The sequence below is a fragment of the Halomonas sp. 111 genome, from assembly GCF_052379685.1.
Taxonomy (GTDB): Bacteria; Pseudomonadota; Gammaproteobacteria; order Pseudomonadales; family Halomonadaceae; genus Vreelandella; species Vreelandella citrativorans.
This window is the reverse complement of sequence record NZ_JBQSYV010000006.1, coordinates 98,386-119,730: the sequence shown is the minus strand read 5'-3', so window position 1 is coordinate 119,730 and position 21,345 is coordinate 98,386. Positions and strand designations below refer to the sequence as shown.

Below are 21,345 nucleotides of genomic sequence, written 5' to 3'. Positions count from 1 at the left end.
AGCCTGCGTTAGCGGCGTGCCTGCATCATCGTGATGAAGCGATCAAACAGCGGCGCTACATCACGCGGGCCGGGGCTGGCTTCCGGGTGACCCTGAAAACTAAATGCGGGTCGGTCGGTGCGCTCAATACCCTGCAGCGTGCCGTCGAACAGCGAACGATGGGTGGCGCGCAAATTGGCCGGAAGGCTCGTTTCATCGGCGGCAAAACCATGGTTCTGACTGGTGATCATCACAGCGCCCGTGTCCAAATCCTGAACCGGGTGGTTAGCACCGTGGTGACCATGGTTCATTTTGACGGTTTTGGCACCCGAGGCGAGCGCGAGCAACTGGTGGCCCAGGCAAATACCGAATACCGGCGTGTCCGTTTCGAGTACGTCCTGAATGGCTTTGATGGCGTAATCGCAGGGTTCGGGGTCACCTGGGCCGTTGGCCAGGAAAACACCGTCCGGATTCATCGCCAGCACGTCAGCGGCGGGTGTTTGCGCGGGCACCACCGTCAGGCGGCAGCCGCGGGCAGCCAGCATGCGCAGAATGTTGAATTTCACGCCGTAATCAAACGCCACAACATGGTAAGGGCGCTCGCCTTTCGTTGCATCCGCATAGCCTTCGCCCAGCGTCCACTCACCCTCTGTCCACTCATAAGCCTCTTTGCAGGAGACTTCTTTGGCCAGGTCCATACCTTTCAAACCAGGAAAGGCGTTGGCGGCCGCCAACGCGCGCTCAACAGCGTCATCGCCCTGCGCGTCCTCGCCTGCCAAAATCGCACCGTTCTGGGCACCTTTATCGCGCAAAATACGCGTCAGGCGGCGGGTATCAATATCAGCGATACCCACAACGTTTTGGCTTGCCAGGTAGTCAGACAGCGTTTGCTCAGAGCGGAAACTGCTGGCCATCAGGGGCAAGTCGCGGATAACCAAACCGGCGGCGGCAATAGAAGCTGACTCAATGTCTTCAGCGTTAATGCCGGTATTGCCGATATGGGGATAAGTGAGCGTTACGATTTGGCGGGTATAGGAGGGGTCAGTCAGGATTTCTTGATAGCCGGTCATGGCTGTATTGAACACTACCTCACCGCTTGTTAATCCGTCCGCGCCAATGGCGATTCCATGAAACACGCTGCCGTCTTCTAGGGCCAAAATCGCAGGTTTGCTCAATGCGGGGTTATTCAAGTCAAGGTCCTCCCATGCTGGTGGGAGCCTGTGGGCGCAGGCTCAGCGATGCTGGTTGAAAGCATCCGCAGGATGCCCTCACCAGAATCGAGATTAATGTTTGAAGTCTGGTTTTTTTAAACCCGGTGTTGAAACCCAGCTACCAAAACTTCAGTATCAAATGCTTAAAACTCGGGTCGTAAAAAAGCGGGACGAAGCCGATAAAGAAAAAATCGGTTTCATCCCGCTTGTTGTTCTGGGCATCTCAGGTCTGTGATCAGGCCTATATGCCAAAGGCAATACAGACGCTGTAGCTAATTTCGCTGTCACTAAATTCGCACTAACGAACCTGAGCAGGCAGTGGGCTGACCAACGCAACAAGCGCGCCGTCTGTTTTTCATGGGCCACCCGGCCAAAATTTATGGAATGTTACAGCATATTCTGGCCTTTGACTACCCATAAAAACCCGCAACGCGTGGTGCGCTTCTAAAGCGGGCCAAGATCGATGCGATGCTTCTCACTAAAGCCCTAACACATCCTGCATGTCGTAACGGCCATGCTTTTGGCCTGCGACCCAGCGCGCCGCACGTACAGCCCCTTTGGCAAACGTCATGCGGCTGGAAGCCTTGTGGGTAATTTCGATGCGCTCGCCTTCGGTGGCGAACATCACCGTGTGCTCGCCGACGATATCGCCCGCACGTACAGTGGCAAAGCCAATCTCTTTATCGGTACGCGGACCACACTGGCCTACTCGCTCAAACACGCCGTGCTCTTTTAAGGTACGTCCGAGGCTATCGGCCACCACTTCGCCCATTTTAATCGCAGTGCCGGAGGGCGCATCCACCTTGTGGCGGTGATGCGACTCGATAATCTCGATATCGTAGCCTTCATCACCCAGCGCTTTAGCGGCGGTTTCCAGAAGCTTGAGCGTGAGATTAACCCCAACGCTCATATTAGGCGCGAACACCATCGCCACTTTATCGCGGTAGCTATCCAGTTGGGCGAGCTCATCATCGCTCATGCCCGTGGTGCCAATCACCATGCACTTATCGTGCTTGGCACAAAATGCCAGATTCGCCAGCGTTACCTGGGGCGCGGTAAAGTCGATCAGCACATCGAAGTCGTTAACGATTGCATCAAGGGAGTCGACTGCGCTAACACCGCGCTTGCCCACGCCCGCTAACTCACCAATATCCGCACCTGCCAACGAGCTGCCTGGCTCGACAATTCCACCGGCGAGCGTCGCGCCAGCATCCTGTTCAATAGCGCTTACCAGCGTACGGCCCATTCGGCCAGCCACGCCTACAATGGCAACTCGGGTCATGCGAACTCCTGCATTTTGCGATCAATTACGTCGAATCAAACTGAATAGTAACCAAGCGGTGATTATAACAGACGCTTCAAGCAGTGCTGTGCTTGTGTTTCAGGCGGCCTGACTTTCCTTGCCGCTGGTTTTCAACGCTCTAGCATCTAAAGGCATGTCTTCTAAAAGCGTCAGTTTTGCCAAACGACAATCAGTTCCTCGTCTTTCGCCATGCGCACAAGGTGATTTTCCACCACGCCTTCCAACTGATCCAGATGCTCCTCTTCCAGGGCTTCGATAGACACCAGCAACTTGTCAGCTTCTGCGTGCAACAAGCAGGTGCCTTTGTCAGGAAATACAATCCTGCCCTCCTGCTGGCTGTGCTCAACCTCCAACTTATGCGCCCAGTGCTTGCAAAGCCGGTTAATGATGCGCTCGCCTGATGCAGTCGCAATTTCAGCACGTGATAAAGGCATAGTATTCTCCACTGGATAAAGGGTGTTACCTCTAGCTTATGGGTAACAGGGATAGCCGCCAAACAGTTAAATGCCTTGATAGCGCAACAGCGTGTTCAGCACCGTCTGAAAAATGTTCTTACCGTAACAGATGTCATCTCGACAGCTACATCGGATTCCATGATAATGCATCACTATGAGAATGCGAATTATACCCAAAAACTTCATATTCGATGCTATGCGCTGACACCAGCTCCAGCTTGGCGCACTGACAACCGACCCACCCACAAGTGATCAATACGCTTATGAGTCCTCTCTTTTAAAAACGCTGATAGGTACGGCAGCGGCAGACCCTGTTACCGTTACCGATGTTACCGGCCGTGAAGTCACACTGGAGGCGCCCGCTGAGCGTGTTATCCTGGGTGAGGGTCGTCAGATCTACTTGCTCGGCCTACTGGAGCCTGAAGCCCCGTTTGCGCATATCGTCGGCTGGCGCGAAGATTTTTTCCAAGCAGACCCTGATAACTACGCCCGCTACGCGGAACGCTTTCCTGAAATTGAAGCTCTGCCAACGTTTGGCGGCTTTAAAGACGGCACCTTCGACGTTGAGCAGGCCGCCTCGCTTAACCCTGACGTGGTCTTTATGAACCTTGAGGCCAAAGCCGCCACCGAAGATGCCGCCTATGATGACAAACTTGCTCAATTGGGCATTCCGATCATCTACGTCGATTTTCGTGAAGACCCCATCGAGCACACCATCCCCTCCATGCGCATCATGGGCCAGGTCATGAACGACGAAGCGGCGGCTGAGGAGTTTATTGACTTCGCTGAGGCGCAGCTGGCGCGGGTGACCGATGTCATTAACGAAGCGAACCCCGAGCGCCCCAGCGTCTTTATCGACCGCGCGGGCGGCTACTCGGATGAGTGCTGCATGAGCTTTGGGCCCGGTAACTTCGGCAAGTACGTGACACTGGCAGGCGGCACCAATATTGCCGACGGCATCATTCCTGGCAGTTTCGGCACGCTAAATCCTGAGCAGATCATTGCCGCAAACCCTGATCACGTTGTAGTGACTGGCGGTAATTGGGACGCCTACGTACCCGGCGGTGCCTGGGTAGGCGTAGGGCCCGGCTCTGGTATGCAAGCCGCTCACGCCAAGCTTGAAGCGCTGACCTCGCGTACCGCCATGACCGGCATCCAGGCGGTGGAAGATGGTAACTTTCACGCTATTTGGCACCAGTTTTACAACAGCCCCTACTACTTCGTGGCCATTCAGCAGCTCGCCAAATGGCTGCACCCAGCGCTGTTTGAAGATTTAGACCCTGAAGCCACCCTGCAAGAGCTTCACGACCGCTTCTTGCCTATTGATTACGAGCCGGGTTACTGGGTATCGCTCCATGACGACTGAGACTATCGCCGCCGACAGCTACTCACAGGGGCGCGCCTTCTACCGCACTCAGGTATTCCGCCGCCAGATGATTCTTCTGGCGCTGGTGGTGGCACTGTTATTTAGCCTCTGCGTTGATTTGGCACTGGGGCCAGCCCGCTACAGCCTGGGCGAAGTGGTCGCCGCTCTGCTGACGCCCCAAAGCGTCAGCCAGCAGGCACGTGTCATTCTCTGGGAAATCCGCATGCCGGTGGCGCTAATGGCCCTGGTGGTAGGCGCCAGCCTTTCGGTAGCGGGCGCGCAGATGCAAACCATTCTAAGCAACCCGCTGGCCAGCCCCTTTACGCTGGGCATTTCCGCCGGGGCAAGCTTTGGCGCCGCCCTTGGGCTTGCCTTCGGCGTGGCGATTGTGCCCACCGCCATTGAGTTCGTGGTGCCGCTCAACGCCTTTATCATGGCCATGTTCACCGCGTTTCTCATCCACGCGCTGAGCCTTAAACGCGGCGTGACGGTGGAAACCATCGTACTGCTCGGCATCGCCATGGTGTTCATCTTCAACTCACTAATGGCGCTGATCCAGTTTTTTGCAAGCCAGGAAGCCGTCTCGGCAGTGGTGTTCTGGACCATGGGCAGCTTAACCAAAGCGACATGGCCCAAATTCTGGATTGCGCTGGGCATTCTTGCCGCCGTTATGCCGCTGCTTGCCCGTCACGGCTGGGCGCTTACCGCCATGCGCCTGGGCGATGCCAAGGCCGAAAGCATGGGCGTTAACCCGCGTGCGCTGCGCTTGGAAGTGCTGGTGCTGGTATCGCTGCTTGCCGCAGTGGCCGTGGCGTTTGTGGGCACTATCGGTTTTATCGGCCTGGTAGGACCGCATATTGCGCGCATCCTGCTGGGTGAAGATCAACGCTTCTTCCTGCCGGGTTCAGCACTTTGCGGTGCACTGATTCTTTCGGTGGGCTCGGTGATCTCCAAGATTATTATTCCAGGCACGATTATTCCCATCGGCATTATCACATCGCTGGTGGGCATTCCCTTCTTCCTGTTTCTGGTGCTCAACCACAAGAAGGCTTCATGGTAACCCTACAGCTAACCCGCGTTTCGGCCCACTACGGGCGCCGCTCAATTCTGGAAGATATCACGACACCCTGCTTTCAAGGCGGCCAAGTCGTTGCTCTGCTGGGCCCTAACGCCGCCGGAAAATCGACGCTTTTCAGGCGTATTCTAGGCCTGCTGAAAGGCGAAGGTCACGTCGCTATTCGCCATACAAGCGCCGAGCGCCCGGTGGCCTATATGCCCCAGGACACCGGCGCCAAAGCGGTGTTGACGGTTTATGAGTCGGTGCTGCTCGCACGCATGCAAGGACGCAGCCTGAAAGTGCAGCCAGAGGATCTGGCCCAAGTGGACCGGGCACTTGAAGAGCTTAATATCACGCCACTTGGCGAGCGTGACATTGGCGATTTAAGCGGCGGCCAACGCCAGCTGGTCAGCGCGGCGCAGGCACTGGCACAAGAGCCCGAGATTCTGATGCTGGACGAGCCAACCTCAGCGCTGGATCTTAACCGCCAGATCAATCTGCTAACGGTGTTGCGCCGCTTGGCAGATGAGCGCCAGATGCTGATTCTGGTGGCGCTCCACGATTTAGGCCATGCGCTGCGCTTTACCGATGCCTCCATGGTGCTTGAAAACGGCCGCCTGATCGCATGCGGCCCCACCGAAGAGGTCATTACTCCTGAGCTTTTGCGCCAGGTGTACAAGGTGGCGGCACGTATCGAGCCGTGCTCGAAAGGCCACCCCCAGCTTATCGTCGAAGAAGCTGTCTAAACCGCCGCCCTTCCAGGGCGGCGAGCGCCACCCCACTGAGCATCAAGGGAAGCGCCAGCAAGAAATTACTTGATACCGGAATACCGAACAGCACCCAGTCGGCGGCTACTGGCCAAATCAGTGCAATGTACTCAAACGGTGCTAGCCGCGATGCCTCGGCATAGCGAAGTGCCAGCGTCATGGCAATATGCGCCGCACCACCAAACAGCCCCGAGAGCACCAACAGCCAAAGGGCCTTTGTATCCAGCGCCGACCATCCCAACGGCAGCGTGGCCAGCCCTGCAAGCGCAGACACCAAAATAAAGTAAAAGGCGATAGAAGCTGCTGTTTCAGTACGTGAAATGCGCCTAACGGTAAGCAGCGCCCCTGCCGTTAAAAGTGCGCTTAGCGCGCCCAACACATAGCCGGTCATCAGGCCACTTTCAGAGCTGGCATTAAGGCCTGGCAGCACCAGCACCGCCATACCGGCAAGCGCCAACAAAATAGCCCCAGCGCGATAAAACGAGAACCGCTCACCCAGCAATAGCACCCCGCCCACTGCCATAAACACCGGCGTTAGCTGAGCCAACAGCGTTGCCTCGGCAACGGGCAGCAGTGCGACCGCCGCAAACGAGGCAAACATCGCCGCCGCCCCCAACCCCGAACGCAGCGCATGGCCCAACGGACGACGCGTCGCCAGTCCTCCCGGGAATTCCCGGCGAATCATCAGAAAAACCATAATCGGCAACAGCGCAAACAACGAGCGGAAAAACACCGACTGCCCCACCGGCACGTCATCACTCACCGCTTTAATACACACCAACATGCCGGTAAACAGCAGACCGGAAAGAATTCTGAGCCAAATGCCCAACGTGGGTTTGTCCTGCAAGCTATCCATTACGCTTTATGTTCCTTAAACGTCAAAAACCCCCGGCCTGGGCCGAGGGTCTACGGAACCTAACATTGTACAATTACGTTAGGGCAGTCACACCAATATCAGGACTTCATCTCTTCAAAGAACTTCTTCACGCTGTCGAAGAAGCCAGTTTTCTTGGGTGAGTGGCTATTGCTGCCTTCCAGGCTTTCCTGGAATTTACGCAGCAAATCGCGCTGCTCTTCACCCAGGTTGACCGGGGTTTCGATAACGACTTTGCAGAGCAGGTCGCCCGGCGCACCACCGCGCACTGGTTTGACACCTTTGCCGCGTAGACGGAAGAGTTTGCCGGTTTGCGTCTCCGGTGGAATCTTCAGCTTCACACGGCCATCCAGCGTAGGCACTTCAAGCTCGCCACCCAGGGCTGCATCAACAAAGTTGATCGGTACGTCGCAGTGCAGGTTTTTACCATCGCGCTGGAAGATATGGTGCGCTTTGATAGAAACCTGAACGTAAAGGTCGCCCGCTGGGCCACCATTAACGCCGCTTTCGCCTTCGCCGTTCAGACGAATGCGATCACCGGTATCAACACCCGGTGGAATCTTCACAGAGAGCGTACGCGTTTCACGCACACGGCCTTCGCCGTTACATTTGTGGCACGGCACTTTGATGTGCTGGCCGCTACCGTGACAGGTCGGGCAGGTTTGCTGTACTGCGAAAAAGCCCTGCTGCATACGCACTTGGCCGTGGCCATGACACGTGGGGCAGGTTTCCTTGGAAGAGCCTGGCTCAGCGCCGTCGCCATCACAGCGGTCACACTCAATGTGGCGTGGCACACGGATGTCGACAGTGGTACCGGCTACCGCACTCTCAAGGTCCAACTCCAGGTTGTAGCGAAGGTCGGAGCCACGTGCGGGCGCATTAGGACCACGACGGCGGCCGCCGCCCGCGCCACCGAAAATATCACCAAACACATCGCCGAAGATGTCGCTAAAGTCACCCGCGCCACCGCCACCGAAACCGCCGCCGCCAAAGCCACCGCCCTGGCCATCAACACCGGCATGACCAAACTGGTCGTACGCCGCACGTTTTTCGCCATCGCTAAGCACTTCGTAAGCTTCTGACACTTCGCGGAATTTTTCCGAGGCAGTATCATCGTCCGGGTTTCGATCAGGGTGGAATTTTTGCGCCAGGCGGCGGTAGGCCTTTTTGATCTCTTTCTGATCGGCCCCTTTATCGACACCCAGGACTTCGTAATAATCGCGTTTGGACATGGGTCCTACGCCTCCTGGTTAACTATGCTCTTGATTAGGCGTCTTGACCGCGGAAACAGCAACGCGGGAGTCTCCTCCCGCGTTACCTTCTTCCTTGGTAGAAAGAGGATGTTACGACTGTTTTTTGTCGTCGTTGACTTCTTCGTACTCGGCGTCAACCACGTCATCTTCCTGCTTGGTGCTGGCATCCTCAGCACCTTCATCCGCCTGCTGAGCAGCTTCCGCCTGTTCGGCGTACATCTTCTGCGCCAGCTGACCAGACGCTTCGGTCAGTGCATCCAGTTTCTTCTGGATGTTGTCCGTGTCGTCAGTCTTGACGGCTTCTTCCAGCTCGCTGATGGCGGTTTCGATGGCCTGTTTCTCATCATCCGTCGCTTTGTCGCCCGCTTCTTGAACGGTTTTGCGCGTTGCGTGGATCATGCCGTCGGCCTGGTTACGCAGCTGTACCAACGCTTCGAATTTTTTATCTTCGTCAGCGTGGGCTTCAGCGTCGCGTACCATTTGATCGATCTCTTCATCCGTCAGACCGCTGGACGCTTTAATGACAATCGACTGCTCTTTACCGGTCGCTTTGTCTTTGGCAGAAACGTTCAGAATACCGTTGGCATCCAGGTCAAACGCCACTTCGATCTGCGGAACACCGCGCGGCGCAGGCGGAATATCAGACAAGTCGAAACGACCGAGCGACTTGTTCTGCGTCACTTGCTTACGCTCACCCTGAACGACGTGAATGGTCACGGCCGTCTGGTTGTCATCCGCCGTGGAGAAGGTTTGCGTCTTCTTCGTCGGGATGGTGGTGTTCTTGTCGATCAACGGCGTCATCACGCCACCCATCGTTTCGATACCCAGAGTCAGCGGGGTAACGTCCAACAGCAGTACGTCTTTCACGTCGCCGCCCAGAACGCCACCTTGAATCGCTGCACCTACGGCAACCGCTTCGTCAGGGTTAACGTCTTTACGCGCTTCTTTACCGAAGAAATCAGCGGCTTTCTGCTGCACCATCGGCATACGTGTCTGGCCACCGACCAGGATCACTTCGTCGATTTCAGACGCAGACAGACCCGCATCTTTCAGCGCCATTTTGCAGGGCTCAAGTGAACGCTGAACCAGCTCTTCTACCAGCGATTCCAGCTTGGCACGAGTCACCTTAACGTTAAGGTGTTTCGGGCCAGTGTTGTCAGCCGTGATGTAGGGCAGGTTAACGTCGGTCTGCTGGGCGCTTGAAAGTTCAATTTTGGCTTTTTCAGCGGCTTCTTTCAGACGCTGCATGGCCAGGTTGTCACCTGATAGGTCAATACCGCTGTCAGACTTGAACTGGTCGACCAGGTAGTTGATCAGCGCCAGATCGAAATCTTCACCACCCAGGAAGGTGTCGCCATTGGTGGCGAGTACTTCAAACTGGGTTTCGCCTTCCACGTCGGCAATTTCGATGATCGAGATATCGAACGTACCGCCACCCAAGTCATAAACGGCGATGGTTTTATCACCGCGTGACTTGTCCATACCGTAGGCGAGTGCGGCTGCGGTCGGCTCGTTGATAATACGCTTAACGTCCAGACCCGCGATGCGGCCTGCATCTTTAGTGGCCTGACGCTGGCTGTCGTTGAAGTAAGCCGGTACGGTGATAACCGCTTCCGTTACCGCTTCGCCGAGGTAATCTTCGGCGGTTTTCTTCATTTTCTTCAGCACTTCCGCACTTACTTGTGGCGGCGCCATTTTTTTACCTTTTACTTCTACCCATGCATCGCCATTGTCTGCTTCAGCGATTTTGTAGGGCACCATCTTGATGTCTTTCTGAACAACGTCGTCTTTAAAGCGACGGCCGATCAGACGCTTGATGGCGTAAAGCGTGTTTTCCGGGTTGGTAACGGCTTGGCGCTTGGCTGCCTGGCCTACCAGAGTTTCGCCGTCATCGGTGTAAGCGATGATCGAAGGCGTGGTACGGCCACCTTCAGCATTCTCGATAACTTTAGCACTGTCGCCATCAAGTACTGCCACACAAGAGTTGGTAGTACCCAGGTCAATACCAATAATGCGTCCCATAGCAAAAACCTCGAATTCAGTTGTCTCAATACTTAAAACGTGTGCGGGATTTCCCCGCGGGGTTGACCTTTATCTGGGGGCCGCCAGTGACTTTTCAAGGGCTTTTTTACGCTTTACGTCACTAAATCGGCTTAATTTGCCTTCTGACTGACCACGACCATCGCTGGGCGAACCAAACGACCATTGAGCAAGTAACCTTTCTGCATCACTTCCATTACGGTGTTGGGCTCAAGTTCGGGGTTCGGCACCATCGCCATGGCTTCGTGCACCTGGGGGTCAAAGGGCTCGCCCTGGGGCTCAACGCTTTCAACACCAAACTTATTGAGCACCCCTAGCTGCATGTTGAGCGTCATGGAAACGCCCTCGCGGTGCGCCTCAGAGGCGTCGTCCTGCATGGATTCAAGCGCTTTTTCCAGGCTATCCACCACAGGCAGCAGCTCTTTTACAAATTTTTCCAAGGCAAACTTACGCGCCTTGTCTGCTTCCTGTTCGGCACGGCGGCGAACATTCTGCACTTCAGCGGCGGCGCGCAACGCCTGGTCCTTGGCTTCTGCCAGGTTTTGCTCCAGCTCATTTACCTGAGCGGCGAGTACATCGGCCTCCGGGTCGGCGAAGCTGCCTTCAAGCGGCGCCTCGTCGTTAATCAGGCCTTCCAGCTCCCCATCAATCAAGCGCTCTTCAGACTCTTGGTCCATGTCGGCCTCACGCTGTTGGCGAGCGAGTTCGTCATCTAATGGAGTTTGCGGTTCTTTTGCCATGCCATGCTCCTCAAAAGGGTTCGGGCTTTTTCTGCCCAACACTGCTCATAAAAAGTAATCAATAAATCAGTTTTAAAACAGCCTTAAACACGTATAGAGGCTATATGGGGGCCATAAAAGCCATCTCAAGAGGAGCATTGAAGTCAGTTATCGACTACTGTATAAAACAACATTTATTGGATAAGTATCCAGCTTCTGTGTCGCACCGCCTCAGGAGGCATCATGCTTACTCAGCTAGCGATTCAAGATTACGCCATTGTCGACCGCCTTGAGCTTGACCTGACCCACGGCATGACGGCCATCACGGGGGAAACAGGTGCAGGCAAATCCATTCTTCTAGGCGCACTGGGCCTGTGCCTTGGTGAGCGTGCCGATGCTGGCAGCGTGCGCCACGGCTGCGAGCGCACCGACCTATCGGCGCGTTTCGACATTCAACACCTGCCCGCCGCCGCCGAGTGGCTAACGGCCCGTGAGCTCCCCACCGACGAATGCCTACTGCGCCGTGTAGTGACCGCCAGTGGACGTTCAAAAGCGTGGATTAACGGCCAGCCAGCGACCATTTCGGACTTAAAATCGCTTGGCGAGCAGCTCATTCAAATTCATGGCCAGCATGCCCATCAAGCGTTAATGCGTGAAGAGGTGCACTTGGCCCTGCTGGATGACTATGCCGGGCTACGGGAGGCTCGCCAGCAACTGGCAGAAACCTTCCACGAATGGCGCAATGCGCGACGACGGCTTAAAAAGCTCAGTGAAGAAGGCAGTGAAGTAGAAGCCAAGCGCCAACTGCTACGCTACCAGGTTGAAGAGCTGGACCAGCTGGGCCTGGGCGAAGGCGAACTACAGACGCTTGAAGAGGAGCAATTGACCCTTGCGCATGCCGAAGAGACGCTGCGTGAAACCCAGTTGGCTGCCGACTGCTGCGCCAGCGATGACGGCGGCGCGCTGTCGCTTCTTAATCAAGCTTATGCACACTTAAGCGCCCTACCGGGCAGCGATAAGGGCACACTTGCCAATACGCTCGCCATGCTCAGCGATGCGCGCATTCAGGTGGAAGAGGCCTCAAGCGAGTTGCAGCGCTTTGCCAGCAGCACCGAGCTCGACCCAGAGCGCCTGATGTGGGTGGAGGAGCGCTTGACGGATATACACCGCATTGCGCGCAAGCATCACGTCGCCCCTGAAGAAATTTACGCCCTGCATAGCACCCTTCAACGTGAAGTGGCTCAGTTGGAAGCCAGCGATGAGGACCTTGAAGCGCTGAGTGGGCAAGTCGCTGAGTATCGTGAGCGCTACCGCAGCGAAGCCAAGAAAATCAGCGATACCCGTCAAAAAGCTGCCCTGCGGCTGGGTAAAGAAGTTCAGCAGCAGCTGGCCTTTTTGGCCATGGGTAAGGCCCGCTTTGAAGTGGCCGTTGCTTCGCGTGAAACGCCTACGCCTGAAGGGCTGGATAGCGTACAGTTTTTGATCAGCGCCAACCCAGGCCAGCCTGCTCGCCCGCTCGCCAAAGTTGCCTCTGGGGGTGAGCTTTCACGTATCAGCTTGGCGATTCAGGTGGTGGCCGCCTCGCACTCGACGATTCCAAGCCTGGTGTTTGACGAGGTGGATGTGGGTATTTCAGGTGCCACGGCGGAAATTGTCGGCCAGTTACTGCGCAAGCTAGGTGAGAACGGCCAGGTAATGACCGTGACGCACCTGCCCCAGGTGGCCGCGCAGGCGCATCAGCACCTGCATATTGAAAAGCGTGCCAAGCGGGATACTACGCGTACCTATATGGCCTTGCTGGACGAGCGAGGCCGCATCAGCGAGCTTGCGCGCATGCTAGGCGGAGTCACGCTCTCTGACCAAACACTGGCTCATGCCCAGGAAATGCTGCATGCCAGCCAGCGCCCGCCTCATTAAGAGCTTTCTCAAATCACGGTTTAATTAACGGCTACCACGCAAAATACCCCCATGCTGCTCCCTGTAGTAACAAGGAGCGGCATGAGGGTTTGCATCACGGCCAAAACAGGTTTTGCGGGAAACCCTATTTTTTATTGATCGGCACGTTAACCTGGCGCGTTACGTCCGACCCGCGAGGGCGTACGTAAAGTACCAGAGCGTGATCGACAAGCTCGTAGCCGTGCTCTTCTGCAATTTCTTGCTGGCGCCGTTCAATGATGTCATCAAGAAACTCGATGATTTCACCACTTTCTAAACACACCATATGGTCGTGATGGTCTTCTTGCGTCATCTCAAAGACTGCGTGGCCACCGTCAAAATTATGACGAATTACCAAACCTGCTGATTCAAATTGCGTCAGCACGCGGTAAACGGTTGCCAAGCCAACATCCTCGCCCGCATCAATCAGTGTTTTATACACTTCTTCTGCGCTAAGGTGGTGTTGACCCGAAGCATTTTCGAGAATCTGAAGGATCTTGACGCGCGGCAGGGTCACTTTCAGCCCGGCTTTGCGCAGTTCATGGTTCTGATCGGCCATGGTTGCTCTTCGCAGTAACAGGTTAGGTCGGGTATGATCGACCGAAACCACGATAGTGAAGAACAGGTCCAAATGCAAAAATTGACTCGCATCATTACGCTTTCCGTTGCCCTTACTGTTGTAAGTGGCTGTAGTTACGTCGGTGTTTACAAACGTGACATCCCTCAAGGCAATCTGGTAACCGAAGAAATGGTTAGCCAGCTTCAGCCGGGCATGACGCAGGAGCAGGTCACCTACGTTATGGGCCGCCCTTTGTTGGAAGCCCCGTTTGATTCAAACCAGTGGGATTACGTCTATCGATTGGACGAAGCGTACGGTGGCGTTGTACAGCGACGCGTCACTCTTACCTTTGACCCGATGGGCCGCTTAGCCAATGTTCAGCAGCAGGGCGATTTTTCCACCGATCTTCCGCTAAGCACCGACACCAGCCTGGGGCCTGCCGTTGAAGGCGCTGACCCGCTGAATGCGCTTCCCCAGGAGAATGTAAGCACGCAAACACCGGAGACAGCACCCGCGCCTCAGCCCGTATTGCGCGCTGAGTAACAGCGTTACTGGCCGCTTGCTTGGCGTTTGGCACGTTCCAGACGGGCGGCTTTAGGGTCGATCTCAAGCGGGCGATAGACTTCGACACGATCCCCGGTGCGCAATGTGTGCGTCTCGGGGTTGCGTAGCGCTTTGCCAAAAATACCCAGCGGCGCCTTGCTGAACGTGTCTTCGGGCAACTCCGGAAATAGTTGAGGCAGGTTGGCAAGTGCTACCGCCTGCCGGGCAGTGGTGCCCTCAGGCACTTCCAGCGCCACCAAGCGCTGTTTGGCAGGCAACGCAAAGGCAACCTCTACTTGAAGGCGATCACCGCCCATACAGCTCATCAGCACGCTTAGTGAAGGCATCGACCAATTGACCGGCGATTTGCTGGAACAATCGACCAAAGGCCATGCTGAGCAGGCGGCTGGCAAACTCAAACTCCATTTCCAGACTCACCTTGCAAGCATCATCTCCCATCGGAGTGAACCGCCAGTGGCCTTTCAAGCGCTTAAATGGCCCTTTTACCAGCGACATCTCGATTTGCTCGGGGGCAAACAGGTCGTTACGTGTAGTGATCGTTTGCTCTATCCCCGCACGGCCCAGCGTCATTTCCCCAATTAAATGGGTGGCGTCACGCTCTACCAGACGCGCCTGACGGCAGCCTGGTAAAAACTCGGGGTAGTGTTCGAAATCGTTGACCAGATCGAACATTTGCTGGGGGGTGTGCCGCACCAGGGCGGAACGATTGACGGTTGGCATTGACCTCTCCGCTGACTTCACAGTGCCCAAAGCGTATCATGGGAAACATTTATTCAGACCTTGAATGGTATCACGCCTCCCCATATAACGAAGGGGGTGCCACCGACAGATTATAGATGAGGTTTCATGGCCACTAAGAAAGGTAACAGCAAGGGCCCCGGCAGCAGCGTTATTGCCCAGAACAAGAAGGCAAGATTCGAATACCATATCGATGAGACCTTTGAAGCAGGGTTGGCACTCGCCGGCTGGGAAGTCAAAAGCCTGCGTGCGGGTAAAGCTCAGCTTACCGACACCTACATTCTGGTGCGTAACGGCGAGGCCTTCCTGCTTGGCAGCCACATCATGCCGCTTAATACAGCCAGCACTCATGAAATTGCCGACCCTACGCGCACGCGCAAACTACTGCTGCATCGAAAAGAAATCGCCAAAATCTTTTCGATCACCCAAGACAAGGGCCACACCTGTGTGCCGCTCAAGCTTTACTGGAAGCGCAATAAAGTGAAGTGCGAATTGGCGCTAGTGACCGGTAAACAGCTGCATGACAAGCGGGCGACAGAAAAAGATCGTGACTGGAGCCGTCAAAAAGGACGAATTATGCGGGAACATAACAAGGCTTAACTGGTCAATCAGGTGTGAGCACGTTAGAATGCTCATCTGAAAGAAGGGGGCGACATGGTTTCGACGCCGGTGACAACCCTTGCGGTGCATGCCGAGAGCGTGATGTATCTCGTAAATCCCACATCACGAAAAAATAGTCGCAAATGACGAAAACTACGCTCAAGGCGCGCTAGCAGCTTAAACTGTTAGCTTCTTGTCTGGCCCCAAGGTGATGTGCCTATTCATCATTGAGGGGATACGAGCTAAAGCTGATAGGACCGCGTTTGGTGGTGTCTTCTCGCCAAGCGTTAAACTTTAGAAGGCTCGCGTTGCTGAATCCTGATCGTCGGAGTCAGTGGCGTTAAAACAAATGACGAAATCTAAGCATGTAGAGCCAATAGGCGCGTGCTGGCGGACGCGGGTTCAATTCCCGCCGCCTCCACCAGACACCCCTACAAATCAAGCACCTAGCGGTGCTTTTTTTGTATCTGGAATATACAAAAACTCCCAATAAATATTTAACACGTGTTAGACGTAGCTGCCCAATCACCTCGTATCGACATTAGCCCCTGACCACAAGGTTACGTGTAGCCAAGGGCAACGCAGATATAAAACAGTCGCTGCTACTTACAACAGTATCAACGATAGTCCGTAAACCAGGAGCATTGCAGTAACACCCTGAACGAGCGTCGCCATCGTCTGTGCCCGGTAGGCTAACCCTACGCTCATACGGCTAAAGCGCGAGACGACCCAGAAGAAACTATCATTGGCATGCGAGACCGTCATGGCGCCTGCCCCGATGGCCATCACCGTGAGTGTACGGCCGATATCGCTCCCCAAGCCTAGCGAGTCGAGCATTGGGGCTACTAATGCAGATGTCGTCACGAGCGCAACGGTTGAAGAGCCCTGGGCTGTTTTCAGCCCGGCCGCGACGATAAACGGCATCAAAATACCGATACCCAGCGTTGATAGCGTACTGCCCAAGTAATCGCCCAGCGGCGAAGCGCTGAGCACGGCACCAAAGGCACCACCGGCACCGGTAATCAGCAAAATCGGCGCCGCTGCCAGGATACCTTCGCTAATACGCTCGCTGAACTCCGCGACCTTGTCATCGCTTTTTAACAGCGCGCAGGAAAGCAGTAGACCAATCAGCAAAGCCGTTAACGGTTGGCCAAGCAGGCTGAGTACTTCCATTGCCGTACCTTCGCCAACCGGTGCTGCCGGTAGGCGGGCAATCGTTCCGATACAAATGAGTAAAATAGGCACGGCGATAGGGGCAAACGCTGCCATAGGCTTGGGCAAGCGGCCATAACTGGCTTTAAGCGTTTCCCAGTCTTGCCACTGCTCATCTGGCTTCTGAGACATGTCGTGCAGGTCAGGAGCCGTATGCGCAAAGCGCTTCGCCCAAAACATACCCGCAATGGCGGCGACCGCAGCAATGGGAATACCCGCAGCAATGACTAATCCAAGGTTAGACTCAAGTCCCAAGTTGCCTGCCGCTGCAATAGGACCCGGCGTTGGAGGCACAAAGGTGTGCGTGGCATAAAGGCCGGTAGCCAGCGCTACGCTCATCGTAATCGACGAGGTATGCAGCTTTTTAGCCAGCGACTCCTTGAGCGAATTGAGAATGATAAATCCGGAATCGCAAAAGACCGGGATCGAGACAATATAGCCAATTATCGACATCGTAAGCGTAGGAAAGCGGTCCCCTAGCCGGGCAATAATGAAATCGGCCATGGTAATAGCCGCCCCACTTTTCTCCAGAATCACTCCGATGATAGTTCCCAACACGATTACGAGGCCTATATAGCCCAGAATTCCGCCAAATCCTGAGGTGATCGTACTGACGACCGTATCTATGGGTAACCGATACGCAAAGGCAGCGATAAAGGCCGCGCCCAGCAGCGCCAGGAAGGGATGTATTTTCCACTTGCTGGTGGCAAGTACAATGAGCCCCACCACTATGAGTAATATTAAAACCAGCCCCATGATATTCCCCTAAGCAGTTGTTTATTCAACGTGACGCATATCCCTGCTTACCTAAGCAAGCCAGCACAATGTACCCGAAGCGGCGCGAGGGCGTACACAATAAGGAGAGGAGTAGGCTGTCGCAGAGAACGATATACCTCAACAACCGCTATTTACCCCCCCTCAGCCGAGGTGCTTTTCCGTATCGAACAACCGCCTTGGCACTTACTTACCTTACACAGCTAAGGTCGCCCTCTTCGCAGCTGGCATGCTCTTGCAGGCTTTGCGTACGTGCTTTGGTGAGCGCTTCAAGGCAGCCATTACGTACCATGGGCTGGGCGCTTCCCCCTTCGACCGCGCTACTCTCGAACGCACATTCGGCGTCACGAAAATCAATCCACTTGCGCTGGGCCACTCTGAGCTTCTCAAGCGATAAAGCATTACTATCAAGCCTTCCAATCAATGCCTGATAAGCCTCATTAAGCGCATCATCGGCCGCTTGATACGTTTTCGCTGAACACTGCGTCATTTCCGCTTGGGTTTCAGGGCTAACACACTCTTCATTAGCACTTACCAAGCCGCTGAAGATCAAAATCCCCATGCCTGCCCATCGTGAAAGTAGTCGCATCGTCGTACCTATTCTGGTGGATAAAGCCAACGTGGTAACAAGAACGCTACCTGCCTTACAGGTTAGCCTCTTTTTCATGCGCCCATTACGGCAAAACGCCAGCATTTCTGCTGGCGCCCATCGACTAGCTATAAAAAAGGTGGCTCGACCTTAATGAGCGGTCATTTCTTCAGCGATTTCATTACCGTCTAAATCGGACGGGTAGTAGGTCGGCCAGTGAGAGACTTCTTCCAGCAGTGCTTCGCGATCATTGCCCCAGTAAAGGTGAAAGTGATGCGCGTCGGTTGGGTAGATAGCGTGGTCGCTGAATTGAATGTACTGAGGAAGATTTTCAGCGCTCTCACCCTCTAACTCGAAAATAAACCGCACGCCACGATTGCCTGCGTCGTAGGTTAAAATCTCGTAGCCGTCGTATTGATACTCGCCCGTGCTCTCTTCGCCGTCTTCGTAGAAGGTAACGTTATTGCCTTCAATAACAATACGGTCAACCGCTGTTTGGTAACCGGTGTCGTAGTACTCCTTGTACTCTTCAGCCGTTTTATCGCCATGCTCGGCTTTATGAGCAAACACCTCATCCAGCGTGCCATCCTCTAGATAGGGATAAACGGACTGCCAATCACCTTCCCAGTCGGAAAGTGAACGGTCCGCTACCTGGTCATCACTGAAATGCCCGGAATAAATATCACTACTGTGGTCGTGCGAATGGTCATGGGAGTGGTCGTGTGAATGACCATGGGAGTGATCATGGTCGTGGTGTTCATGCTTGTCATCTGCAACCACCGGCTGAATACCCGCCACTGCCAGCAAGCTGATGGATAATGCGCTGAGTGCTTTTGATGAAAGTAATGGCATTTTTCAGACTTCCTTTTTCAGAGAATGAATGGTTTTTAAATCAACACAAAAGATACATTATAACATAACACCAATCAAACAAAGCATGTTGGCCTGAAACGTTAAAGCGCCTAACGCTTCTTGGCGGCAAGCGGATCGACCATCATCGTACCGGCCATGTCAGATCCAACAAGCACAACGGAGCCATTATCACTAGCCAATCAGTCGCCAAACTTGGTCGAAGTAGAAATTATTTTCGAAGAAGTTATACATTATATAGCTTTTATTAAAACAACATAAATTAGAAGTCGGCGCCATTTTATTGACAGTCAAAATAGCTTAACTATAAAGAGCTTAACGCTCTCTTTATCTGGCGAGACATTATATATGGTGCTCTTAACAATCATTGTTATTTTAACTATTTCAGCTTCTTTCCTTTGTTCGATACTTGAAGCCTCATTGCTGTCGATTACACCAAGCTATATTGCTCAGCTTAAAGAAGAGCGCCCTAAATTACATAAAGCACTTGATACATTAAAAGCCAACATCGACCGCCCGCTTGCGGCCATTTTAACGCTTAACACTATCGCTAATACGGCGGGCGCGACGGGGATAGGCGCTCAGGTAGCCGCTGTATTTGGGGATGTGTATGTCGCTGTTGCCTCGGCAGTTATGACCATTCTCATTCTGGTATTTTCAGAAATTATCCCTAAAACGCTAGGTGCCAACTACTGGCGCCGTTTGGCTCCTTTTCTGCCTCCTATTTTAAATACCTTAATGGTGGTGTTAATGCCCTTTATCTGGCTATCAAAAATGATTACTCAACGGCTGGGCGAGGCAGATGAAGGCATCAATGTGCGCAGTGAAATAAAAGTATTAGCGCGCGCAGGCCTGGAAGAAAAAGTGATGGATAATGATGAAACACGCACGATCACTAATATCCTTAATCTGCATGAGATTCCGGTGACCAAGGCGATGACACCACGCGCCGTCAGTGAAACGGTCACCCCAGAAATGACAGTGAGCGCTTTCGATGAGCGCTTTGGCAAGCTCTCTTTTACGCGCTACCCTGTGATGGACGAAAACGAGCAGGCGTTAGGCTATGTACATAAGCTTGATGTTTATCACGCCGAGCCTGGCCAAACCATGCAAACGTTGATGCACCCGATGGGGAGCATCGCCGATAGCGCAAGCGTTGAGCAGGTATTTACGGACATGCTAACCAGCCGTCACCATATGCGTGTGATCCATGATGAACATGGGACATGGCTTGGCATTATTACCCTTGAGGACGTTATCGAAACGATCTTGGGTCAGGATATTGTGGATGAAACGGATAAAATTCAGAACCTTAGAAACCATGCCAAGCAGCGTTGGCTCAAGCAAGTAACGTCCGACACGCCCCTTCACTAGCTGGCCCTTAGCGAATATTTGAACCCCCTATGGCTGAAAAATAATGTGTCTCGCCACGCACCGAGTTTATGCTTATAGTCACTAACAATAAGCGCTTAGGCTACATGGTGGAGGCCCTTTATGCTGCTTTATGGACTGAGTTTATTAGCCGGCATCGTGCTTTTAACGCTAGGTGGCGAAGGATTGATTCGCGGCGCCGTCGCCGGGGCCAAACGGCTGGGCGTATCACCGCTATTTACCGGACTGGTGATTGTCAGCTTTGGTACCTCATCGCCTGAACTGGTGGTCTCGATCCATGCCGCCATGAACCAGCAGCCCGACATTGCGATTGGCAATGTGGTCGGCAGCAATATCGGTAATATCTTGTTGATTCTGGGCCTTTGTGCGCTTATCTGCCCACTGACCACCCAGCCCCAAGCGCTTAAGCGCGATGGGTTGGTAATGATGCTCGCCACTGGGCTGATTATTCTTTTAGCATTTAACGGCAGCCTGGGGCGTTTCGATGCAACGGTGCTACTCGCAAGCCTGGCGGCTTATCTGGTATGGGCCTACCGCAGCGAAAGCGGCCAGCACTCCCCTTCTGCCGAGCTACACACGGCCGAGGCAGAGGCAGTGACCCAATTGCCCAGCAGCACGCTGTTTATCGTGGTGACTTTAATCGGCGGGTTGGCTCTACTGATCGGCGGCTCCCAATTGCTGCTTTATGGCGCCGTCGGCATTGCTCAGGCGCTGGGGATTTCAGAAGCGGTTATCGGGCTTACCATCGTGGCTATCGGCACCTCACTACCTGAACTCGCGGTATCGGTGATCGCGGCGCTGCGGCGTCATGCTGATGTGGCAGTAGGCAACATTCTGGGCAGCAATATCTTTAATTTACTCGGCATACTCGGCATCTCCGCCTTTCTTCAGCCGCTACCGCTTGTTGAGCGCATGGCATCCTTTGACCAGTGGGTAATGCTGGGCGCCTCTGCGCTGCTGATTGCTTTCCTCTATACCGGCCTACGTTTAGGGGTTATTGCTCCTGGTAGGATATATAGCGTATTTAGCGGCCAGTTTTACGGTGATTAGTTAGGCTTTTTACGACAACGGCTTGCACTCGACCATAA

At 54.3% G+C, this 21,345-nt stretch carries 20 protein-coding genes, 1 other RNA gene and 1 pseudogene; 9 read left to right on the top strand and 13 right to left on the bottom strand.

Features of this window, described 5'->3' with window-relative positions; genetic code table 11:
- Positions 1 to 8: 8 nt before the first annotated feature.
- The 3 genes from carA to ACT3T7_RS06490 all read right to left on the bottom strand — a co-directional run bounded on the left by carA (position 9) and on the right by ACT3T7_RS06490 (position 2,927).
- Positions 9 to 1,154 (bottom strand): glutamine-hydrolyzing carbamoyl-phosphate synthase small subunit, encoded by a 1,146-nt coding sequence (carA, locus tag ACT3T7_RS06500; RefSeq protein ID WP_172117790.1) that lies wholly within the window; start codon positions 1,152 to 1,154, stop codon positions 9 to 11.
- Positions 1,155 to 1,668: 514 nt separating this feature from the next.
- Positions 1,669 to 2,472 carry a 4-hydroxy-tetrahydrodipicolinate reductase gene (gene dapB, locus ACT3T7_RS06495; RefSeq protein WP_172117603.1) on the bottom strand — a complete coding sequence of 268 codons (804 nt, stop codon included), beginning with the start codon at positions 2,470 to 2,472 and terminating at the stop codon, positions 1,669 to 1,671.
- A gap of 170 nt (positions 2,473 to 2,642) precedes the next feature.
- Positions 2,643 to 2,927, bottom strand: a complete 285-nt coding sequence (locus ACT3T7_RS06490) for a DUF2218 domain-containing protein (protein ID WP_087108719.1) — start codon at positions 2,925 to 2,927, stop codon at positions 2,643 to 2,645.
- A gap of 307 nt (positions 2,928 to 3,234) precedes the next feature.
- On the opposite strand from ACT3T7_RS06490, the gene ACT3T7_RS06485 reads away from it, so the two are divergent.
- The 3 genes from ACT3T7_RS06485 to ACT3T7_RS06475 are packed head-to-tail and all read left to right on the top strand — an operon-like array spanning position 3,235 to position 6,117.
- Positions 3,235 to 4,314, top strand: coding sequence for an ABC transporter substrate-binding protein (locus ACT3T7_RS06485; RefSeq protein WP_172117791.1), 1,080 nt, complete (start codon positions 3,235 to 3,237; stop codon positions 4,312 to 4,314).
- Entirely contained in the window at positions 4,304 to 5,374 is a 1,071-nt protein-coding gene (locus tag ACT3T7_RS06480) for a FecCD family ABC transporter permease (RefSeq protein WP_172117604.1), read from the top strand. Before ACT3T7_RS06485 ends, ACT3T7_RS06480 begins: the two co-directional genes overlap by 11 nt.
- A complete protein-coding gene (locus tag ACT3T7_RS06475; RefSeq protein ID WP_444630410.1) occupies positions 5,368 to 6,117 on the top strand; it encodes an ABC transporter ATP-binding protein in 750 nt (249 codons plus the stop codon). The genes ACT3T7_RS06480 and ACT3T7_RS06475 overlap by 7 nt, the downstream gene beginning before the upstream one ends.
- On the opposite strand, the gene ACT3T7_RS06470 is transcribed toward ACT3T7_RS06475, so the two are convergent.
- From ACT3T7_RS06470 to grpE, 4 genes are all read right to left on the bottom strand, one after another.
- On the bottom strand, positions 6,095 to 6,994 hold the full coding sequence (locus ACT3T7_RS06470; protein WP_193056525.1) for a DMT family transporter: 900 nt from the start codon (positions 6,992 to 6,994) through the stop codon (positions 6,095 to 6,097). The genes ACT3T7_RS06475 and ACT3T7_RS06470 overlap by 23 nt on opposite strands.
- Before the next feature lie 98 nt (positions 6,995 to 7,092).
- The gene (dnaJ, locus tag ACT3T7_RS06465) at positions 7,093 to 8,244 is read right to left on the bottom strand and encodes a molecular chaperone DnaJ (protein WP_172117607.1); all 1,152 of its coding nucleotides are present in this window, start codon (positions 8,242 to 8,244) and stop codon (positions 7,093 to 7,095) included.
- Between the two features lie 111 nt (positions 8,245 to 8,355).
- Positions 8,356 to 10,287, bottom strand: a complete 1,932-nt coding sequence (gene dnaK, locus ACT3T7_RS06460) for a molecular chaperone DnaK (RefSeq protein ID WP_172117608.1) — start codon at positions 10,285 to 10,287, stop codon at positions 8,356 to 8,358.
- A gap of 131 nt (positions 10,288 to 10,418) precedes the next feature.
- Positions 10,419 to 11,045 carry a nucleotide exchange factor GrpE gene (grpE, locus tag ACT3T7_RS06455; RefSeq protein WP_444630409.1) on the bottom strand — a complete coding sequence of 209 codons (627 nt, stop codon included), beginning with the start codon at positions 11,043 to 11,045 and terminating at the stop codon, positions 10,419 to 10,421.
- Positions 11,046 to 11,267: 222 nt separating this feature from the next.
- On the opposite strand from grpE, the gene recN reads away from it, so the two are divergent.
- Positions 11,268 to 12,941: a DNA repair protein RecN gene (recN, locus tag ACT3T7_RS06450; RefSeq protein ID WP_172117610.1), complete on the top strand. Its 1,674-nt coding sequence runs from the start codon at positions 11,268 to 11,270 to the stop codon at positions 12,939 to 12,941.
- Between the two features lie 124 nt (positions 12,942 to 13,065).
- Here recN and fur read toward each other — a convergent pair whose 3' ends face one another.
- Complete coding sequence (fur, locus tag ACT3T7_RS06445) at positions 13,066 to 13,518, bottom strand: ferric iron uptake transcriptional regulator (RefSeq protein WP_172117611.1); 453 nt, start codon at positions 13,516 to 13,518, stop codon at positions 13,066 to 13,068.
- A gap of 72 nt (positions 13,519 to 13,590) precedes the next feature.
- Here fur and ACT3T7_RS06440 point away from each other — a divergent pair, with 72 nt between their 5' ends.
- Positions 13,591 to 14,061, top strand: a complete 471-nt coding sequence (locus tag ACT3T7_RS06440) for an outer membrane protein assembly factor BamE (RefSeq protein WP_193053239.1) — start codon at positions 13,591 to 13,593, stop codon at positions 14,059 to 14,061.
- Positions 14,062 to 14,066: 5 nt separating this feature from the next.
- Here the strand turns inward: ACT3T7_RS06440 and ACT3T7_RS06435 are convergent, their stop codons facing one another.
- Positions 14,067 to 14,378, bottom strand: a complete 312-nt coding sequence (locus ACT3T7_RS06435; protein ID WP_172117612.1) for an RnfH family protein — start codon at positions 14,376 to 14,378, stop codon at positions 14,067 to 14,069.
- Complete coding sequence (locus ACT3T7_RS06430; RefSeq protein WP_087108740.1) at positions 14,368 to 14,802, bottom strand: type II toxin-antitoxin system RatA family toxin; 435 nt, start codon at positions 14,800 to 14,802, stop codon at positions 14,368 to 14,370. The genes ACT3T7_RS06435 and ACT3T7_RS06430 overlap by 11 nt, the downstream gene beginning before the upstream one ends.
- 126 nt (positions 14,803 to 14,928) lie before the next feature.
- Here ACT3T7_RS06430 and smpB point away from each other — a divergent pair, with 126 nt between their 5' ends.
- Together smpB and ssrA are read left to right on the top strand one after the other, a co-directional pair.
- A complete protein-coding gene (gene smpB / locus ACT3T7_RS06425; protein WP_087108742.1) occupies positions 14,929 to 15,420 on the top strand; it encodes an SsrA-binding protein SmpB in 492 nt (163 codons plus the stop codon).
- Positions 15,421 to 15,465: 45 nt separating this feature from the next.
- Positions 15,466 to 15,844: a transfer-messenger RNA gene (ssrA, locus tag ACT3T7_RS06420) on the top strand.
- Positions 15,845 to 16,026: 182 nt separating this feature from the next.
- On the opposite strand, the gene ACT3T7_RS06415 is transcribed toward ssrA, so the two are convergent.
- The 3 genes from ACT3T7_RS06415 to ACT3T7_RS06405 all read right to left on the bottom strand — a co-directional run bounded on the left by ACT3T7_RS06415 (position 16,027) and on the right by ACT3T7_RS06405 (position 18,847).
- Entirely contained in the window at positions 16,027 to 17,388 is a 1,362-nt protein-coding gene (locus ACT3T7_RS06415; RefSeq protein ID WP_444630408.1) for a GntP family permease, read from the bottom strand.
- 208 nt (positions 17,389 to 17,596) lie between these two features.
- The gene (locus tag ACT3T7_RS06410) at positions 17,597 to 17,995 is read right to left on the bottom strand and encodes a lysozyme inhibitor LprI family protein (RefSeq protein ID WP_444630407.1); all 399 of its coding nucleotides are present in this window, start codon (positions 17,993 to 17,995) and stop codon (positions 17,597 to 17,599) included.
- 150 nt (positions 17,996 to 18,145) lie between these two features.
- Positions 18,146 to 18,847, bottom strand: coding sequence for a ZinT family metal-binding protein (locus ACT3T7_RS06405; RefSeq protein WP_444630406.1), 702 nt, complete (start codon positions 18,845 to 18,847; stop codon positions 18,146 to 18,148).
- Between the two features lie 366 nt (positions 18,848 to 19,213).
- Between ACT3T7_RS06405 and ACT3T7_RS06400 the strand changes: the two genes are divergently transcribed.
- Entirely contained in the window at positions 19,214 to 20,239 is a 1,026-nt protein-coding gene (locus ACT3T7_RS06400) for a CNNM domain-containing protein (RefSeq protein WP_444630405.1), read from the top strand.
- Positions 20,240 to 20,362: 123 nt separating this feature from the next.
- A pseudogene (locus tag ACT3T7_RS06395) lies at positions 20,363 to 21,311 on the top strand (calcium/sodium antiporter).
- Positions 21,312 to 21,345: the final 34 nt, after the last annotated feature.

What these genes read in the sequence shown, in the direction of transcription:
- ACT3T7_RS06480 (WP_172117604.1), top strand. Translation starts at nt 4,304, where the DNA reads ATGACGACTGAGACTATCGCCGCCGACAGCTACTCACAGGGGCGCGCC.
- recN (WP_172117610.1), top strand. Translation starts at nt 11,268, where the DNA reads ATGCTTACTCAGCTAGCGATTCAAGATTACGCCATTGTCGACCGCCTT.
- grpE (WP_444630409.1), bottom strand. Translation starts at nt 11,045, where the DNA reads ATGGCAAAAGAACCGCAAACTCCATTAGATGACGAACTCGCTCGCCAA.
- ACT3T7_RS06490 (WP_087108719.1), bottom strand. Translation starts at nt 2,927, where the DNA reads ATGCCTTTATCACGTGCTGAAATTGCGACTGCATCAGGCGAGCGCATC.
- smpB (WP_087108742.1), top strand. Translation starts at nt 14,929, where the DNA reads ATGGCCACTAAGAAAGGTAACAGCAAGGGCCCCGGCAGCAGCGTTATT.
- ACT3T7_RS06410 (WP_444630407.1), bottom strand. Translation starts at nt 17,995, where the DNA reads ATGCGACTACTTTCACGATGGGCAGGCATGGGGATTTTGATCTTCAGC.
- dapB (WP_172117603.1), bottom strand. Translation starts at nt 2,472, where the DNA reads ATGACCCGAGTTGCCATTGTAGGCGTGGCTGGCCGAATGGGCCGTACG.
- ACT3T7_RS06430 (WP_087108740.1), bottom strand. Translation starts at nt 14,802, where the DNA reads ATGCCAACCGTCAATCGTTCCGCCCTGGTGCGGCACACCCCCCAGCAA.
- ACT3T7_RS06440 (WP_193053239.1), top strand. Translation starts at nt 13,591, where the DNA reads ATGCAAAAATTGACTCGCATCATTACGCTTTCCGTTGCCCTTACTGTT.
- ACT3T7_RS06470 (WP_193056525.1), bottom strand. Translation starts at nt 6,994, where the DNA reads ATGGATAGCTTGCAGGACAAACCCACGTTGGGCATTTGGCTCAGAATT.
- ACT3T7_RS06405 (WP_444630406.1), bottom strand. Translation starts at nt 18,847, where the DNA reads ATGCCATTACTTTCATCAAAAGCACTCAGCGCATTATCCATCAGCTTG.
- ACT3T7_RS06415 (WP_444630408.1), bottom strand. Translation starts at nt 17,388, where the DNA reads ATGGGGCTGGTTTTAATATTACTCATAGTGGTGGGGCTCATTGTACTT.
- dnaK (WP_172117608.1), bottom strand. Translation starts at nt 10,287, where the DNA reads ATGGGACGCATTATTGGTATTGACCTGGGTACTACCAACTCTTGTGTG.
- ACT3T7_RS06400 (WP_444630405.1), top strand. Translation starts at nt 19,214, where the DNA reads ATGGTGCTCTTAACAATCATTGTTATTTTAACTATTTCAGCTTCTTTC.
- fur (WP_172117611.1), bottom strand. Translation starts at nt 13,518, where the DNA reads ATGGCCGATCAGAACCATGAACTGCGCAAAGCCGGGCTGAAAGTGACC.
- ACT3T7_RS06475 (WP_444630410.1), top strand. Translation starts at nt 5,368, where the DNA reads ATGGTAACCCTACAGCTAACCCGCGTTTCGGCCCACTACGGGCGCCGC.
- ACT3T7_RS06435 (WP_172117612.1), bottom strand. Translation starts at nt 14,378, where the DNA reads ATGGGCGGTGATCGCCTTCAAGTAGAGGTTGCCTTTGCGTTGCCTGCC.
- dnaJ (WP_172117607.1), bottom strand. Translation starts at nt 8,244, where the DNA reads ATGTCCAAACGCGATTATTACGAAGTCCTGGGTGTCGATAAAGGGGCC.